This is a genomic window from Streptococcus oralis, assembly GCF_002386345.1.
Taxonomy (GTDB): Bacteria; Bacillota; Bacilli; order Lactobacillales; family Streptococcaceae; genus Streptococcus; species Streptococcus oralis_S.
In genome coordinates this window covers 239,503-252,992 of sequence record NZ_CP023507.1, presented here as the reverse complement: position 1 = coordinate 252,992, position 13,490 = coordinate 239,503, and the positions used below count along the sequence as shown (strand labels likewise).

The 13,490-nt window shown below is 43.9% G+C and carries 17 protein-coding genes; 3 read left to right on the top strand and 14 right to left on the bottom strand.

Annotated features, from left to right (window positions below; all coding sequences use genetic code 11):
• Positions 1 to 3: 3 nt before the first annotated feature.
• The 14 genes from CO686_RS01240 to CO686_RS01170 form a co-directional block, all read right to left on the bottom strand.
• Positions 4 to 1,338, bottom strand: coding sequence for a DUF438 domain-containing protein (locus CO686_RS01240; RefSeq protein WP_096753413.1), 1,335 nt, complete (start codon positions 1,336 to 1,338; stop codon positions 4 to 6).
• Entirely contained in the window at positions 1,338 to 1,571 is a 234-nt protein-coding gene (locus CO686_RS01235) for a DUF1858 domain-containing protein (protein ID WP_000368739.1), read from the bottom strand. Before CO686_RS01235 ends, CO686_RS01240 begins: the two co-directional genes overlap by 1 nt.
• 260 nt (positions 1,572 to 1,831) lie before the next feature.
• Positions 1,832 to 2,014: a hypothetical protein gene (locus CO686_RS01225; RefSeq protein WP_096753412.1), complete on the bottom strand. Its 183-nt coding sequence runs from the start codon at positions 2,012 to 2,014 to the stop codon at positions 1,832 to 1,834.
• 1 nt (position 2,015) lies between these two features.
• Complete coding sequence (locus CO686_RS01220; RefSeq protein ID WP_049550480.1) at positions 2,016 to 2,795, bottom strand: hypothetical protein; 780 nt, start codon at positions 2,793 to 2,795, stop codon at positions 2,016 to 2,018.
• Between the two features lie 150 nt (positions 2,796 to 2,945).
• Positions 2,946 to 3,296 carry a 30S ribosome-binding factor RbfA gene (gene rbfA, locus CO686_RS01215; protein ID WP_001273601.1) on the bottom strand — a complete coding sequence of 117 codons (351 nt, stop codon included), beginning with the start codon at positions 3,294 to 3,296 and terminating at the stop codon, positions 2,946 to 2,948.
• A 249-nt stretch (positions 3,297 to 3,545) separates the two neighbouring features.
• The gene (gene infB, locus CO686_RS01210) at positions 3,546 to 6,332 is read right to left on the bottom strand and encodes a translation initiation factor IF-2 (protein ID WP_049550481.1); all 2,787 of its coding nucleotides are present in this window, start codon (positions 6,330 to 6,332) and stop codon (positions 3,546 to 3,548) included.
• A 16-nt stretch (positions 6,333 to 6,348) separates the two neighbouring features.
• Complete coding sequence (locus tag CO686_RS01205) at positions 6,349 to 6,648, bottom strand: YlxQ-related RNA-binding protein (RefSeq protein WP_001041395.1); 300 nt, start codon at positions 6,646 to 6,648, stop codon at positions 6,349 to 6,351.
• Positions 6,641 to 6,934 carry an RNase P modulator RnpM gene (rnpM, locus tag CO686_RS01200; RefSeq protein ID WP_000857568.1) on the bottom strand — a complete coding sequence of 98 codons (294 nt, stop codon included), beginning with the start codon at positions 6,932 to 6,934 and terminating at the stop codon, positions 6,641 to 6,643. Before rnpM ends, CO686_RS01205 begins: the two co-directional genes overlap by 8 nt.
• A gap of 21 nt (positions 6,935 to 6,955) precedes the next feature.
• Positions 6,956 to 8,092, bottom strand: a complete 1,137-nt coding sequence (gene nusA / locus CO686_RS01195; protein WP_049550482.1) for a transcription termination factor NusA — start codon at positions 8,090 to 8,092, stop codon at positions 6,956 to 6,958.
• A gap of 42 nt (positions 8,093 to 8,134) precedes the next feature.
• Complete coding sequence (gene rimP, locus CO686_RS01190; protein ID WP_000338696.1) at positions 8,135 to 8,614, bottom strand: ribosome maturation factor RimP; 480 nt, start codon at positions 8,612 to 8,614, stop codon at positions 8,135 to 8,137.
• A 126-nt stretch (positions 8,615 to 8,740) separates the two neighbouring features.
• Positions 8,741 to 9,376: a tRNA (guanosine(46)-N7)-methyltransferase TrmB gene (gene trmB / locus CO686_RS01185; RefSeq protein ID WP_001266088.1), complete on the bottom strand. Its 636-nt coding sequence runs from the start codon at positions 9,374 to 9,376 to the stop codon at positions 8,741 to 8,743.
• Positions 9,373 to 10,167, bottom strand: coding sequence for a cell cycle regulator CcrZ (gene ccrZ / locus CO686_RS01180; RefSeq protein ID WP_049550483.1), 795 nt, complete (start codon positions 10,165 to 10,167; stop codon positions 9,373 to 9,375). Before ccrZ ends, trmB begins: the two co-directional genes overlap by 4 nt.
• 47 nt (positions 10,168 to 10,214) lie before the next feature.
• Entirely contained in the window at positions 10,215 to 11,264 is a 1,050-nt protein-coding gene (locus CO686_RS01175) for an ABC transporter permease (protein ID WP_049550484.1), read from the bottom strand.
• Positions 11,261 to 11,992, bottom strand: a complete 732-nt coding sequence (locus CO686_RS01170; protein WP_049550485.1) for an ABC transporter ATP-binding protein — start codon at positions 11,990 to 11,992, stop codon at positions 11,261 to 11,263. Before CO686_RS01170 ends, CO686_RS01175 begins: the two co-directional genes overlap by 4 nt.
• Positions 11,993 to 12,059: 67 nt before the next feature.
• Between CO686_RS01170 and CO686_RS01165 the strand changes: the two genes are divergently transcribed.
• The 3 genes from CO686_RS01165 to CO686_RS01155 all read left to right on the top strand — a co-directional run bounded on the left by CO686_RS01165 (position 12,060) and on the right by CO686_RS01155 (position 13,481).
• Positions 12,060 to 12,470 (top strand): HIT family protein, encoded by a 411-nt coding sequence (locus CO686_RS01165; protein ID WP_049520670.1) that lies wholly within the window; start codon positions 12,060 to 12,062, stop codon positions 12,468 to 12,470.
• Positions 12,471 to 12,479: 9 nt separating this feature from the next.
• Positions 12,480 to 12,758: a hypothetical protein gene (locus CO686_RS01160; RefSeq protein WP_049520671.1), complete on the top strand. Its 279-nt coding sequence runs from the start codon at positions 12,480 to 12,482 to the stop codon at positions 12,756 to 12,758.
• A gap of 69 nt (positions 12,759 to 12,827) precedes the next feature.
• Complete coding sequence (locus tag CO686_RS01155; RefSeq protein WP_049520672.1) at positions 12,828 to 13,481, top strand: hypothetical protein; 654 nt, start codon at positions 12,828 to 12,830, stop codon at positions 13,479 to 13,481.
• Positions 13,482 to 13,490: the final 9 nt, after the last annotated feature.

The window sequence follows — 13,490 nt, the reverse complement described above, 5'->3', positions numbered from 1 at the left end:
TCCTTATTCTAATCCACGGAAGTAGTCCGTATCAATCTCACGATAGGGCTGGATGTCCTGAACATACTCTAGCACGCCTTGAAATTCTCCGTTCTCATCGTGTACCGCAGCATAGGTGATGTGGACAAACTTGCCTCGCGACTCTGACTTGAACCACATTTCATACTTGTCCTTGACCCCTTCACGAAGACCTTGCATAACGGCCTTCACCTTTTCTAGGTACTTAGGCGGATGGCAGAGTTCTACATTGCGCCCGACTTGGGACGGCGTCCGTTTGAAAATCATCTCATCAGCTGGCGCATTGTCATTGTAATACTGGAAAATATCGTCTTTATTGACAAAGGTGATCTCCATAGGAAGGTGATTGAGGATGAGGTTGGCCTGCTCTACTGAGAGATAGCCATTGCCAAAAGCCTGTTGACTATGGCGGTCCAGCACCGCTTCCTTTTCCTTAGGGGTAAAGGTAATGGTAAACTGGCCTTCAGGCGTATTGATGACTTGCTGAACTTGACCTTCAGCCGTGTCTAGCTGCACGGGCTCCTCTGCGCTCTTTTCCTCAACGAAACTCTGACGTTCTGGCACCCATTTCTCTGACGGACGGATGATGGCATAGCCGTAGGCATCGCTCTCCTCCGCAATCTGAATCCAGTCATCCTGGGTGAAAGACTCAAGGAGAATCATGAGTAGGATGGACTCTTCCTTGAAAATCATACTTTCAAACTCTGTCGCAAAAGCTTCAAAGGCCTCCTTTACAGTGTTAATCGCCACTTCTGGTAGTGCCTTAGCCGTCGCTAGAGCTGTCTGAAAGAGTTCTCTGATCTGATCATCCACTCCCCACATAACTTTTGGAGGTGAATCGTGTCCATAACGCTCCATGATGGGGAAAAAGAGCTCTTCCTTGCGCTGGTAGTGGAGATCAAATTGGCCCAACAGCCCCATTTGACGAACCAAACCCTTACGCATCTCTGCCAGCATTTCCTCATCTTCCATAGACTCATAGGTATCTAACAATCTCCGAATGCGAATCAAGGCTGCACGGAGAGCCAGATTTTCATCCTTGAAGACGCGAACTGGGTGTCCAGGGTGTTCGGTATCCTCTACTTCGACGCCCTTTACTGCATTTTTAAAAAGATTGGCATGGACATCACAGAGCTCCATGACATCTTCAAAGGTGACACCTGAGTCTGAGTTCATCAGCTCGTGCTCCATGAGGGAAATCTCGATGGCTGACACACCTGTAAAAGTCGCATCAAAACGCTCCTGAACTGACTCAGGAGAGGCACCATTGTGCAATTCTAACAAAATATCCCGTAGGATATGAATCCGTTCATCTGCCATTAGTCTAATCCAATCACTTCATAGCCGTTCGCTTCTAGCGTGCGGACAATCTTGTCCATAGGAGTTCCTTCAAGTTTAGAACCCTGTTTGAGCGATACTTTGCGACCGACTGTGTTGCGCATCAAGGGGTTAGCAAGTGGTTTAAAACCCAGCTCTACTAGGATTTCCAAGACTTCTGGATGCTTATCCACCACTTCTGCAACGGGAATTGACACATCGATGATATTATCCATGACGACCTCCATGTATGTTCTAATACTCAATGAAAATCAAAGAGCAAACTAGGAAGCTAGCCACAGGTTGCTCAAAACAGTGTTTTGAGGTTGTGGATAGAACTGACGAAGTCAGTAACCATACCTACAGCAAGGTGAAGCTGACGTGGTTTGAAGAGATTTTCGAAGAGTATAAAATGATTTTACTGCTTATATTATACCATATGGGAAGAGATTAAAAAACTAGCAGAAGAGTTCCTGCTAGTTTCTTTCATTTCAAGTTATTCCTTATCATCTGGTTTTGCGAGCCACTGGGCTACATCCATCAACTTGTCAGCAAGCAGTACTTTCCCGAAACCTACTAGAGCATTGTCGTCTTTTTTCATTGTTTTCATCACTTTTAAACCTTGCATTGTAAAAAAGTAATTCCCGTAAGTCTTGGCTAGAATTTTAATGAATCCCATATTACTCTCCTTCGATGATTTCGACCTCTTTTCGAATAGTATCAACGTCTCTTTGATATTGCACTTCATTGTAGTTGACTAGCTTGGACAATTCCTGTTGCAATCTTTCTCCCATCGGTTTCATGGTCGCAAAGGTTAAGCCACCAGAAATGACTCCACCTAGGATAGGGATCACTTTCCCCATCCCTTTGGCTAGGCCTCCTTTTGTCAGATTAACACCAAAAATTTTCAAAATTTTCTCTAAAATAGGATACCAGAGCGTCTTTGTCAAAGCTTTCTTGTTCACTACTTTTATGACTTGCTTGGCTACTGTCACACCACCTGATCGAAGCAGAGCACCTGCACCATTTACTCCCAGCATCACACCGAGATACAGTAGGAGTGTGTTTTTAGCTTCCTCGCTTAACTCATTGCGCGATGCCCAAAGATCATCAAATCCGTAAATATACCCTAGTTCCTGAGCTAGTTTTAATGAGAAAGCGTAAAACTGGGCTACATCTGTTGGAATGGTGATCGCCATGGCAAGACCTCCAGGTAGACCTGCCAATACCGAAGTGCCGCTGGCCAGCAATACATTGTCCTTAATACAGGCCTTTGCCACTCGGTCCAAGCTTTCCTGAGGTAACAAAGAAGTCGGCCCTTGTTCTAATAAGGTTGCAATATCCTTACGGTCTAATTCCTTTGAAAACTTTTCTACTAAAAATTTCTCTCGATCAACTTTGACCACGGGTAATTTCACCACTTGTTGCAGTACTTGCATAGCTATATCTTGTTTAGCCATATGTTTCTCCGTTTTTCATTCATATCAAGCTTTATCATATCATACTATTTGAAATTTACAAATTTTTTAAACTGCCTTTTACAAAGGCAACATATTGATGATTAGCTGATGGACTACTCTGACAAGAAAAAAGAGGGTTTCCCCTCTTTTTTAGTTCTTATCCAGATTGCGTAGCATCTCGTCAATCTTGTTTCCGTATTCAATGGATTCGTCTTTGACGAAGGTCAAATCTGGGATTTTGTACAATTTCAAATTGCGACCAAGTTCACGTTTGATGGTACCAGTTGCTTTTTCAAGCCCGATTTGAGCTTTTTGATTATCCGAAGCAAGGTTACTCAAAATGGTGTAGTAAACCTTGGCAACAGACAAGTCACCTAGCATCTGAACATCTGTGATGGTCACACCTTGGACACGCGGATCACGGACTTTCTTTTGCAAAATCTCATTGACTTCACGCTTGATTTCCATGCCCACACGATCCGTACGGAAATGATTTGCCATGATATTCCTTTCTCTACTTTGAACCAAAAGCTAGGCCAGCAGACCTAGCTATTTTTAAATTTATTGATTTTCAGCTCAAATTGAAACGAAGTTCAATTTGAACTCATCCGCTTCTTTCGCTGTGGTGAAAGTGATGGGACTAATTTATCAGTCCCATCACAGGGGATTTTTGAGACTCTAGGCTCAAAAATAAGCAATGAAACCATCGGTTTGCTTGCATCCCTCACCACCTAGAAAGGAGCAAAAATCTTATCTCTTAATCTCTTCCATGATATAAGCCTCAATCACATCATCCATCTTGATATCATTGTAGCCCTCAATCATCAATCCACCTTCACGACCGTTCGTAACTTCTTTCACGTCGTCTTTGTAGTGTTTCAAGCTTGCGAGTTCACCGTCATAGATAACAACACCGTCACGGATTACACGGACTTTAGAATCACGGGTAACCTTACCGTTGATAACCATAAATCCACCGATAGTTCCCACTTTAGACACCTTGAAGGTTTCACGGATAAGAGCTTCACCGATGATTTTTTCTTCAAATTCAGGATCCAACATCCCTTTCATAGCTTCTTCCATCTCTTCGATAACCTTGTAGATAATGCTGTGGAGACGGATTTCGACATCGTCAGCATCTGCTTGTTGACGAGCTTGTGGTGTAGGACGTACGTTGAAACCAACGATAAAGGCATTTGAAGCTTCCGCAAGAGTCACGTCAGATTCGTTGATAGCACCGACTGCCGAGTGAACGATAGTAACTTTCACACCTTCTACATCGATCTTTTGAAGTGAGGCAGAAAGGGCTTCAACAGAACCTTGTACGTCGGCCTTGATGATAACATTAACTGACTTAAGCTCACCAGCTTTAAGCGTATCAAAGAGGTTTTCAAGGCTGACACGTTGAGTAGCTTGACGTTGCTTCATAAGGGCACGTTTTGCACGTTCTTCACCGGCCGCACGCGCAGATTTTTCATCTTCGTAAACGGCAAAGTGGTCACCCGCCATTGGTGCTTCGTTCAAACCTGTGATAGAAACGGGCGTTGATGGTCCAGCAACCTTAACACGACGACCAAGGTCATTGGTCATAGCACGGACACGACCAAAGGTATTTCCGACAACGATAGGGTCTTGCACATTCAGAGTACCTTGTTGCACAAGAAGGGTTGCGACCGCACCTTTCCCTTTATCCAAACGAGCTTCGATAACCGTACCGATAGCACGCACTGTTGGATCTGCCTTGAGTTCTTGGATTTCAGCCACAAGAAGGACCGTTTCCAAGAGTTCATCGATATTTTGGTTGAACTTAGCTGAAATTTCGACAAACTCAGAATCTCCACCCCAAGCTGTTGACATGACACCATGCTCTGCCAATTCACCGATAACGCGTTCTGGGTTGGCACCTGGTTTATCAATTTTGTTGATGGCTACGATGATTGGAACGTTGGCTGCTTTTGAGTGGTTGATGGCTTCGATAGTCTGAGGCATAACCCCGTCATCTGCCGCTACGACCAAGATAGTAATATCGGTAACAGAAGCACCACGCGCACGCATCGATGTAAAGGCCGCGTGTCCAGGTGTATCAAGGAAGGTAATCTTCTTGCCATTTTCAACGATTTGGTAGGCACCGATATGCTGAGTGATACCACCTGCTTCTCCTGTTGCAACACGAGAGTTACGAAGGGTATCTAGAAGGGTTGTTTTACCATGGTCAACGTGTCCCATGATGGTTACAACTGGTGGACGCTCAACCAATTCATCTTCGTTAAGATAGCCATCTTCGACAAAGAAACGTTCGATGTCGGCATTATCCACTTCAACCTTTTGTTTGGCTTCGATACCGTAATCCACCATGAGGAGTTCAATTGTTTCTCCATCCAAGGATTGGTTTTGTGTGGCCATGACACCCATCATAAAGAGTTTCTTAACGATTTCTGCTGGTTCACGTTTGATACGTTTTGCGATTTCCGCAACAGTCATACCATCTGTATACTCAAATTCTGTTGGCAATTCATGGAACTTACGCTCTGTAACAGGTTTTGGAGTCTGGTTACGGCTGTTTTGCTTGTTCCCTTTTTTATTTTTCTTATTGTTATTCCAGTTACTATTTCTTTGATTTCTCACTTGATTCTGACTACTTCGATTCTTTTGTTGTTTTCTAGGACCATCTTCTTCGTGATCATAATCGTCACGTTCTTTGTCTGGTCGAGCTTGTTTTTTACGACGTGTATCCACTGGCGCTTCTTTCGCTACAGGAGCTACTGTTACAGCTGGCTGCGTTTGTTCAGCTAGCTTAGCAGCTTCTTCAAAGATTTCCTCTGGCTCCTTGCGTTTGTTAGCTTGAGCCAAGGCTTCTTTGGCAGCTTGCGATTGTTTGAAGCGCTCCTCGCTTGAGCGTGCGTACTCTGCATTTTGCTCTGCTTTTAGGGCTGCTGCACGGGCTTTAAAGTCAACACGTGGTCCAGCTTGTTTTGGCTGGAAGTCTTGTTGCTGACGGCGATCATTGCCACGATTCCCTTGACCTTGTGGTTTTTTCCCTTGGTCGTTAAATCGGCGATTGTCGCGGTTTCCTTGACCAGGTTTTCCACCATTACGGCCGTCATTTTTCTGACGGTTGCCGTTTTGTTGTTGGTCACGGTTGTTGCCCTTGTTTTGTTTGCGTCGCTCTGCCTGCTCTTTGGCACGCGCCTCACGCTCCGCCTTGAAGTTTCGACTCTGTGGTCTTGCGGCCACTACTTTTTCTTCTTTAGGAGCTGCAGGTGTAGCTGATTTGCTTTCTTCCTTAGCGGCTACTGGTTTAGCTGATACAGACTTTTCTGCTTTCTTTTCTACACTTGCTTTTGGTGCTGCAGGTTTTGCTTCTGCCTTAGGAGCAGGTGCAGGTTTAAAGCTAGCCGCGATTTGTTCAGCAGCAGCAGCTTCCACGCTCGATGAGTGGCTTTTCACATCCAAGCCCAACTCTTTTGCACGCGCTACAACTTCTTTACTTTCTTTTCCAAGTTCTTTTGCGATTTCGTACAATCTTTTCTTAGACAAATCATGTCCTCCTCTTCTATTCCATAAGAGACCTCATTTTCTTTGTAAATCCAGCATCTGTCACAGCCAAAACCTTTCTCGGTTTCCCGACTGCTATGCTTAATTCCAGTGTTGAAAACACGGTTATAACTTCTACTTGATAATAGTCACTTTTATCTTGAATCTTCTTGGTTAGATTAGGGCCAGCATCATGGGCTAGAAAGACTAGCTTAGCTTTCTGGTCTTGAATGGCCTTGACCACCAATTCCTCACCCGATATGATCCGGCCTGCTCGTTGAGCAAGTCCCAAGAGATTGCTTATCTTTTGCTTATTCAAGTCCTAACTCTCTTCTTTTCACTTTGTGATCCACATAAGCGATCAACTCGTCATAAAAGCTTTCTTCCACTTCCATGTTAAAGCTGCGGTTAAAGACTTTCTTCTTTTTTGCCTCTAGGGCTTCTGTATTGTCTAGCTTGATATAAGCGCCACGGCCATTGGCCTTGCCTGTCGGATCGATAAAGACCTGTCCTTCTTTGTTCTTGACAATGCGGAGTAAATCACGTTTATCAATCACTTCGTTGGACACAACAGACTTGCGCAAAGGGATTTTTCTTGTTTTCATCTTTCCCTCCTCTAGCAACTTTTATTCTTCTGTCAATTCATCCGCATCTGCGTAATCCACTTGACCTGCTTCTTCCATAGCTTCAAACTCACTGGCTGACTTGATATCGATACGGTAACCTGTCAAGTGAGCTGCTAAGCGAACATTTTGTCCACGACGACCGATGGCAAGAGAAAGCTTGTTATCAGGTACAACGACCAAGGCACGTTTGCTGTCATTTTCATCAAAGATAACTTGGTCAACCTCTGCAGGTGCGATGGCATTGTAGATAAACTCAGCTGGATCCGCTACCCACTCGATAACGTCGATGTTTTCTTCGACAGGAATCATGCGGTCGCTCTTAGCATCGTAACGAGCTGGGTGGAATTTGCTGGTGATTTTCTTGATATTGGCACCACCACGTCCAACGATTGTCCCGATAGCGTCCACGTTTGGATTGTGGCTACGAACGGCAACTTTCGTACGGTCACCAGCTTCGCGGGCTACGCTCATGATTTCGACAGTTCCATCATACACTTCTGGAATTTCTTGCTCCATCAAACGTTTGATCATTTCTGGATGGCTACGGCTAACAAATACGTTGACACCACGAGGATTGTCTTCAACCTTGTAAACGTAGACTTCGATACGGTCATGGGAAGCAAAAACTTCTCCAGGGATTTGGTCCTGTTTTGACAATTGGGCTTCGATGCTACCAAGGTTGACATAGATGAAGCGGTTGTCAAAGCGTTCTACTGTACCAGACATGATTTCTTGTTCATGTTCTTTGTATGTATTATAAGTGATGGCACGTGTTTGCTTGCGCATTTTTTCCATGATGGTTTGTTTAGCAGATTGGGCTGCTACACGACCAAACTCAGCTGGTGCTTCTTCAAACTTGATTTTGTCACCAAGCTCATAGGCTGAATTAATGGCAAGGGCATCTTTCAAGCTAATTTCCAAACGGCTATCAAATACTTCATCAACAACTTCACGGACAGTATAAACTGTAAAGTCACCCGTTTTTTCATTGAAGTCAATGGCTACGCTGTCAGATTGACCATAGCGTCTGCGATAAGCGGAACGAAGCGACTCTACTACTGCGTCGATGATGTCTTCTTTTTTGATTCCCTTGTCTTCTTCCAAAATGCGGAAGGCCTCTAGCATTTCTTTACTCATGTTCTTTTTACTTTTGAATCCTCAAAAGCTATCCTTTCTTTTCTATAGTTTTACTGCTAAACGTGCTTTTGATACTAAACTGTATGGAATTTGGACGGTTTTCTTACGTGTCTTGTCCATATACTCCATAGTCAACTCATCCCCTTCAAAGGATACCAAGGTTCCTTCAAAGACCTTTTGCTTATCAATGGCTTGGTAGAGCCCGACATGGATGTATTTCCCAACTGCTCCAGCGACGGCATCCTTGGTTTTCAAAGGACGTTCCAAACCTGGACTGGTGATTTCTAGGAAATATTGTTCTGGGAAGGGATCGGGCTTGATAGTGTCTAGGACAGGACTGATGATTTCTGTCAGGTCTGCCGTGTCGTTCAAGGTAATTCCTTCGGGTTTATCTACAAAAATACTGAGAATCATGTCACTGCCAATCTTTCCATACTCGATATCCACGAGCTCGAAAGGTGCTTGGATGACAGGTTCTACAACTTCTCTGACTAATTCTACGATTGTTGCGATTGCGTCCACCTCCTCATAAGCAAGAGGCGAAGATATTTCCCCGCCTCTCTTTCTCATATTCTTACTATCAGTATAGCACGTTTGTCAATTTATGTAAAGCATTAGCACTCAACTAGCTGGTTTTCAAGCTAGTTCTTAAAATTCTGCTTCAACTCGGTAGATCACTTGACCTTTGCTGGAGAATTTTTGCTCATACTCTGTCATGACATTGCCTTCAAAATCACTGGCATGCAAGTCTAGCCAAACACCATTTAGTTTCATCCCATACTGAGAAAAGCTCACTAGACTGTACTCAAACAAGCCACGGTTATCTGTCTTGAAATGGATTTCCCCATTCTCCGGCAAGATGCGCTTGAAGGTATCCAAGAAACTCTTGTAAGTCAAACGACGTTTTTCATGGCGTTTTTTAGGCCAGGGATCTGAAAAGTTTAGGTAGAGACGATCAATCTCACCGTCTTCAAAGTAGTCGGTCAGATCTGAACCATCTACCCACAGCAACTTGATGTTGGGCACTCCAACTTCTAATACCTTATCCAAGGCATAACTCAATACCGACTTTTGGATATCAATCCCAATGTAGTTGATGTCAGGATTTTGCTTGGCCATTCCTGATACGAAGGCCCCTTTCCCACTTCCAACCTCTACATGAATAGGATGATCATTTCCAAACAAGTCTCGCCATTTCCCTTTAGCTTCCAAGGGATTGAGGACCACATACTGAGGATTGGCCTCTAGTAATTCTGTCGCCCCTTTACGATTTCTAACTCTCATCTCTTCTTTCCATACTTGTCACGGAAGACGCGCAAGGCATAAATCTCCCGGTTTACATTGTCTAAATCTTGATTTTCACAGTATTTGGCAATCTGGTTCAAATAAGAATACTGACCATACCAATACAATTTATCTAACACTGTCTTATTGTACTTATAGCCGTAGTCTCTCAACCATTGGCGCCACTGATGATCCGGAATGTAGTGGCATAGCAAATGCGCCACATCAAACATACGATCCGTCAGACGAACCGAATCCCAATCCACTAGATAAACGAGTCCACTCTCTGTTTCAATCCAATTACTATGACGAAGATCCCCGTGCACAATCGTTGCATGGTCTTCCCTAAAACCTGGAACCGTCTTACCTAGCTCAGCAATCACACTGTTCAAATAGTGGTTCTGCTTCAAGATTTCTGGAACTCCTTGCTGCCAAGAACGTAGCAAATCAACTGGTGTTTCCATGGTGTATCCCAAACGGCTCAACTGCTTCATCAAAGGACGCGAGCGGTGAAGGCGGTTCAAGATATTGATAATCTGCTTGCGATTCATATCGTAAGGGGTCAAGATTTTGCCCGTCAGCCATTCCTGAGCGCACATATCACGGCCATCTGGCAAACGACGAGTCCATAGTAATTGAGGAGCGATTTGTTCTCTGGCTAGGCCAGGTAGGATTGGAGAGGTGTTCATTTTTACAAAGACGCGCTTCCCATCAGGGTAGCTTCCCATATAAGCTTTGCCGCTCTTCCCAGGGATAGGGGTCAGCGTTAGCTCATTATCACCCAAGTCCATTTCTTTCCTCCGTATAAAGTTTCCTTACTATTCTACTAGTTTTTGGTCTATTCGTCAACCAATCTTTTTAGTTGGTAAGGCAAATAAAACAATTGTAGGAAGAGACTAGCCCCTACAAGAGCCAACAAGGCTATTTTTTCTTGAAAAACCACTGCTCCGACTAGCAATTCCAGCAAAAGAACTGCACTTCCCACACCAAGCACAATCTGTTTCAATCCCTTCTCTTTCTCCCCTTTTTCTAGTGGAAAGAGCTGAGTCAAGTACTGGTAGTCAAAGGCATGATAGAGGGCCAGTAACTGAAAGAGCAGGAGATAGTTAAATAAAACTACTACTGCTGTCGCGATCCAAGACTGCTCGATGAAGATCACAGCTAACAAGGATAGGAGTAAGAGGCGGAGACTGAGGGCAAAGAGGTCTCCATTTCGCAGATAAGAACGAAGATAGAGGTTTTGCCAAATCTTGCTCGGCACTTTCTGAACTGCTTTAAGGATAAAATCCAGATAAGCGCGACGTTTGACACTATTTGAAACCCCCTTGACCTGAGTAAAGAGAGCAAAGAAACGAAGCAAGACTTGCTTGCGCTTGCTTTCTTGGGCAATGACATAGTCCCAGTCGAGGCCAGTCTCAGTATAAAATTTGCTGGCTTTGTGTCGAAAGAGGAGGTACTTCGCTGCTCCCAGTAAAAGCACATAGACGAGAAAGGCTAGCAAGCCATAGCCCATGGCTAAAAACAAGGGTGCAAATAAGAGTAAAAAGAAGGTTTGAACAATTGTCCAGAAAACCAATGAACGCACCGTCTGCCCTTTGAGGTATGACTTCACCTCCTCTTCAGATACTAAGAGAAAGAGCTTGTCAGGTACTTCCATGTAGGTCGCGATTCCTCCCCAAGCCAAAAGCAAGGCAGATACAATTCCCAAAAACAAGAGGATGGACCCATGATTTTCAGGAAAATCTTGCAAGAGTTGACTGTACTGGTAGGCTAGAAAACCGATGAGAACAAGCAGGAATAAGACAAAGTGGTCATTGAGAACATAGCGCAGATAACCGACGCACTCCTTACGAAAAGCCTGCTTTCTCCTTAAAAACAAGTCTTTCATAGGTCCCCCTCTTTGGTTAGAGCCAAATAAATGTCGTTCAAGCTAGCCTCGGGCATGTCAAAGGCCTCGCGGAGTTGCTGGAGGTTGCCCTGAGCCCGCACCTCCCCCTTGTGGAGAATAACAAAGGCATCACACATCTTCTCCGCCGAATCCAAAACATGGGTACTCATGAGAATGGACTTGCCTTTTTGCTTTTCCACTTCCAAAAGCTGAATCAAGTCAGAAATGGCCAGCGGATCGAGCCCAAGGAAAGGCTCATCAACGATGAAAAGGCTCGGATCTACGACAAAAGCACAGATAATCATGACCTTCTGCTTCATCCCTTTGGAGAAATGCACTGGGAACCAGTCTAATTTTTGATCCAAACGAAACATTTTTAACAAAGGTTCCACACGATCAAAGGCCACTTTCTGATCGACACCATAAGCCATAGCCACTGTTTCGATATGCTCTCTGAGAGTCAATTCCTCATACAAGCTAGGCGTTTCCGGGATGTAGCCAATCTGCTTGCGGTAGTTGGTCGCATCTTTTCGCAGGGTTAGACCGTTAATCTTAATCTCTCCACTATAAGGCGTCAAAAGACCGATAATTTCATTAATCGTCGTTGATTTACCCGCTCCGTTAAGACCAATCAAACCAACCAACTGCCCACTTTCAACTGTAAAGGACACATCTTTCAAGACAGGAACGTGAACATAGCCTCCTGTCAGGTTTTTAATTTCTAACATATTTTCTCCGAATCTGGTATAATGTAGCTATATTATATCAAAATTCAATACAGTAGAGGTGGATTTTATGTCAGATTGCATTTTTTGTAAGATCATCGCAGGGGAGATCCCTGCTTCAAAAGTATACGAAGATGAGCAGGTTCTTGCCTTCCTTGATATTTCTCAAGTAACGCCTGGACACACCCTCGTTGTACCAAAAGAGCACTATCGCAATCTTTTAGAAATGGATGCTGAAAGTGCCAGCCGACTCTTTGCCAAAGTGCCAACAGTGGCTCAAAAAGTCATGAAGGCTACCAAGGCTGCTGGTATGAATATCATCGCCAACTGTGAGGAAGTTGCTGGTCAAACGGTCTTTCATACTCACGTGCACCTCGTACCTCGCTACGGTGCAGAAGATGACCTCAAGATTGACTTTATCGCCCACGAACCTGACTTTGACAAACTTGCCCAAGTCGCTGAAACCATTAAAAACGCTTAAGGAGATGCCATGAAACTATCAAATCTACTGCTATTCGCAGGAGCTGCAGCTGGAAGTTATTTTGTCGTGAAAAATCGCCAAGCCATTCAGGATGAAGTGCTAGATACAACTGACCGCGTCGAAGCTATCAAGGATAATTTGGATATCATCCAAAACAGCCTGCAAGTTATCAACCAACAAAAAGAACTCATCAAAGAATACCAAAAAGATTTAACCTATAAATTCAAAGTCTTGGAAAAAGATTTCCAAACCAGAATGGCGGTCCTCCAAGAAGAAAAACAAGAATAAGAAAGCCTCCAACTTTCCTTAATTCCATTTTGGGTTACTAGATTCGAACAGAAAAGGGAGGGAATGAACATGAAACAGTTTTTTAAAGTTCTAGCGAAGGTCATTGCGATCCCTTGTGGCTGTCTCTGCCTTCTTGCGGTCCTAGCATTTCTACTACTGATGAATCTTTTCAAGGCTTCACCGAGTGACATCCGTGAGGGGAATGAAGCCTTAAAACAAATCTTTATCTCCCTTGACCTCCCTCCTGAGAAAGTAGAATCAAATGGGAGGTATCAATTCGAAGGTGGAGGCTTAAATTTTTATGTTACTTTCTCAGGTGAGGTTATCAATAGCCACCCCGTCCTAAAAGAAAGTCCAAAACTCACCAAAAACCGACTCAAAGTCTATGTCCTAAACACAGGAGATATTTCCTACCATTCAGTAGAAGACAATTTATTCAATCATGGTTTATTGCAGTTTTTAGAGAAAGAAAGCGAGAAGTATCTCCAAGAAATCGGAAAGAAATTTGACCCTAATTACTCAATTCTCTTTTGGAATGATCAGGAAAGTCTAAAAAAGGGAATCGCATTCTATGAAAAAGCTTTGACCTTGGTCGATATTCAGGATAATTCGGCGATCAAACACATTGATACCGTCACCGTTAAACCAGGCAAAGAAGCGGAAATCAAGCAACTCATCCAAGAGATGGATGCAGCTGGCTTGCTCAAGCAAAAGTATAAATGATAGGCTAAC

What these genes read in the sequence shown, in the direction of transcription:
- CO686_RS01240 (WP_096753413.1), bottom strand. Translation starts at nt 1,338, where the DNA reads ATGGCAGATGAACGGATTCATATCCTACGGGATATTTTGTTAGAATTG.
- CO686_RS01235 (WP_000368739.1), bottom strand. Translation starts at nt 1,571, where the DNA reads ATGGATAATATCATCGATGTGTCAATTCCCGTTGCAGAAGTGGTGGAT.
- CO686_RS01225 (WP_096753412.1), bottom strand. Translation starts at nt 2,014, where the DNA reads ATGGGATTCATTAAAATTCTAGCCAAGACTTACGGGAATTACTTTTTT.
- CO686_RS01220 (WP_049550480.1), bottom strand. Translation starts at nt 2,795, where the DNA reads ATGGCTAAACAAGATATAGCTATGCAAGTACTGCAACAAGTGGTGAAA.
- rbfA (WP_001273601.1), bottom strand. Translation starts at nt 3,296, where the DNA reads ATGGCAAATCATTTCCGTACGGATCGTGTGGGCATGGAAATCAAGCGT.
- rnpM (WP_000857568.1), bottom strand. Translation starts at nt 6,934, where the DNA reads ATGAAAACAAGAAAAATCCCTTTGCGCAAGTCTGTTGTGTCCAACGAA.
- nusA (WP_049550482.1), bottom strand. Translation starts at nt 8,092, where the DNA reads ATGAGTAAAGAAATGCTAGAGGCCTTCCGCATTTTGGAAGAAGACAAG.
- trmB (WP_001266088.1), bottom strand. Translation starts at nt 9,376, where the DNA reads ATGAGAGTTAGAAATCGTAAAGGGGCGACAGAATTACTAGAGGCCAAT.
- ccrZ (WP_049550483.1), bottom strand. Translation starts at nt 10,167, where the DNA reads ATGGACTTGGGTGATAATGAGCTAACGCTGACCCCTATCCCTGGGAAG.
- CO686_RS01175 (WP_049550484.1), bottom strand. Translation starts at nt 11,264, where the DNA reads ATGAAAGACTTGTTTTTAAGGAGAAAGCAGGCTTTTCGTAAGGAGTGC.
- CO686_RS01170 (WP_049550485.1), bottom strand. Translation starts at nt 11,992, where the DNA reads ATGTTAGAAATTAAAAACCTGACAGGAGGCTATGTTCACGTTCCTGTC.
- CO686_RS01165 (WP_049520670.1), top strand. Translation starts at nt 12,060, where the DNA reads ATGTCAGATTGCATTTTTTGTAAGATCATCGCAGGGGAGATCCCTGCT.
- CO686_RS01160 (WP_049520671.1), top strand. Translation starts at nt 12,480, where the DNA reads ATGAAACTATCAAATCTACTGCTATTCGCAGGAGCTGCAGCTGGAAGT.
- CO686_RS01155 (WP_049520672.1), top strand. Translation starts at nt 12,828, where the DNA reads ATGAAACAGTTTTTTAAAGTTCTAGCGAAGGTCATTGCGATCCCTTGT.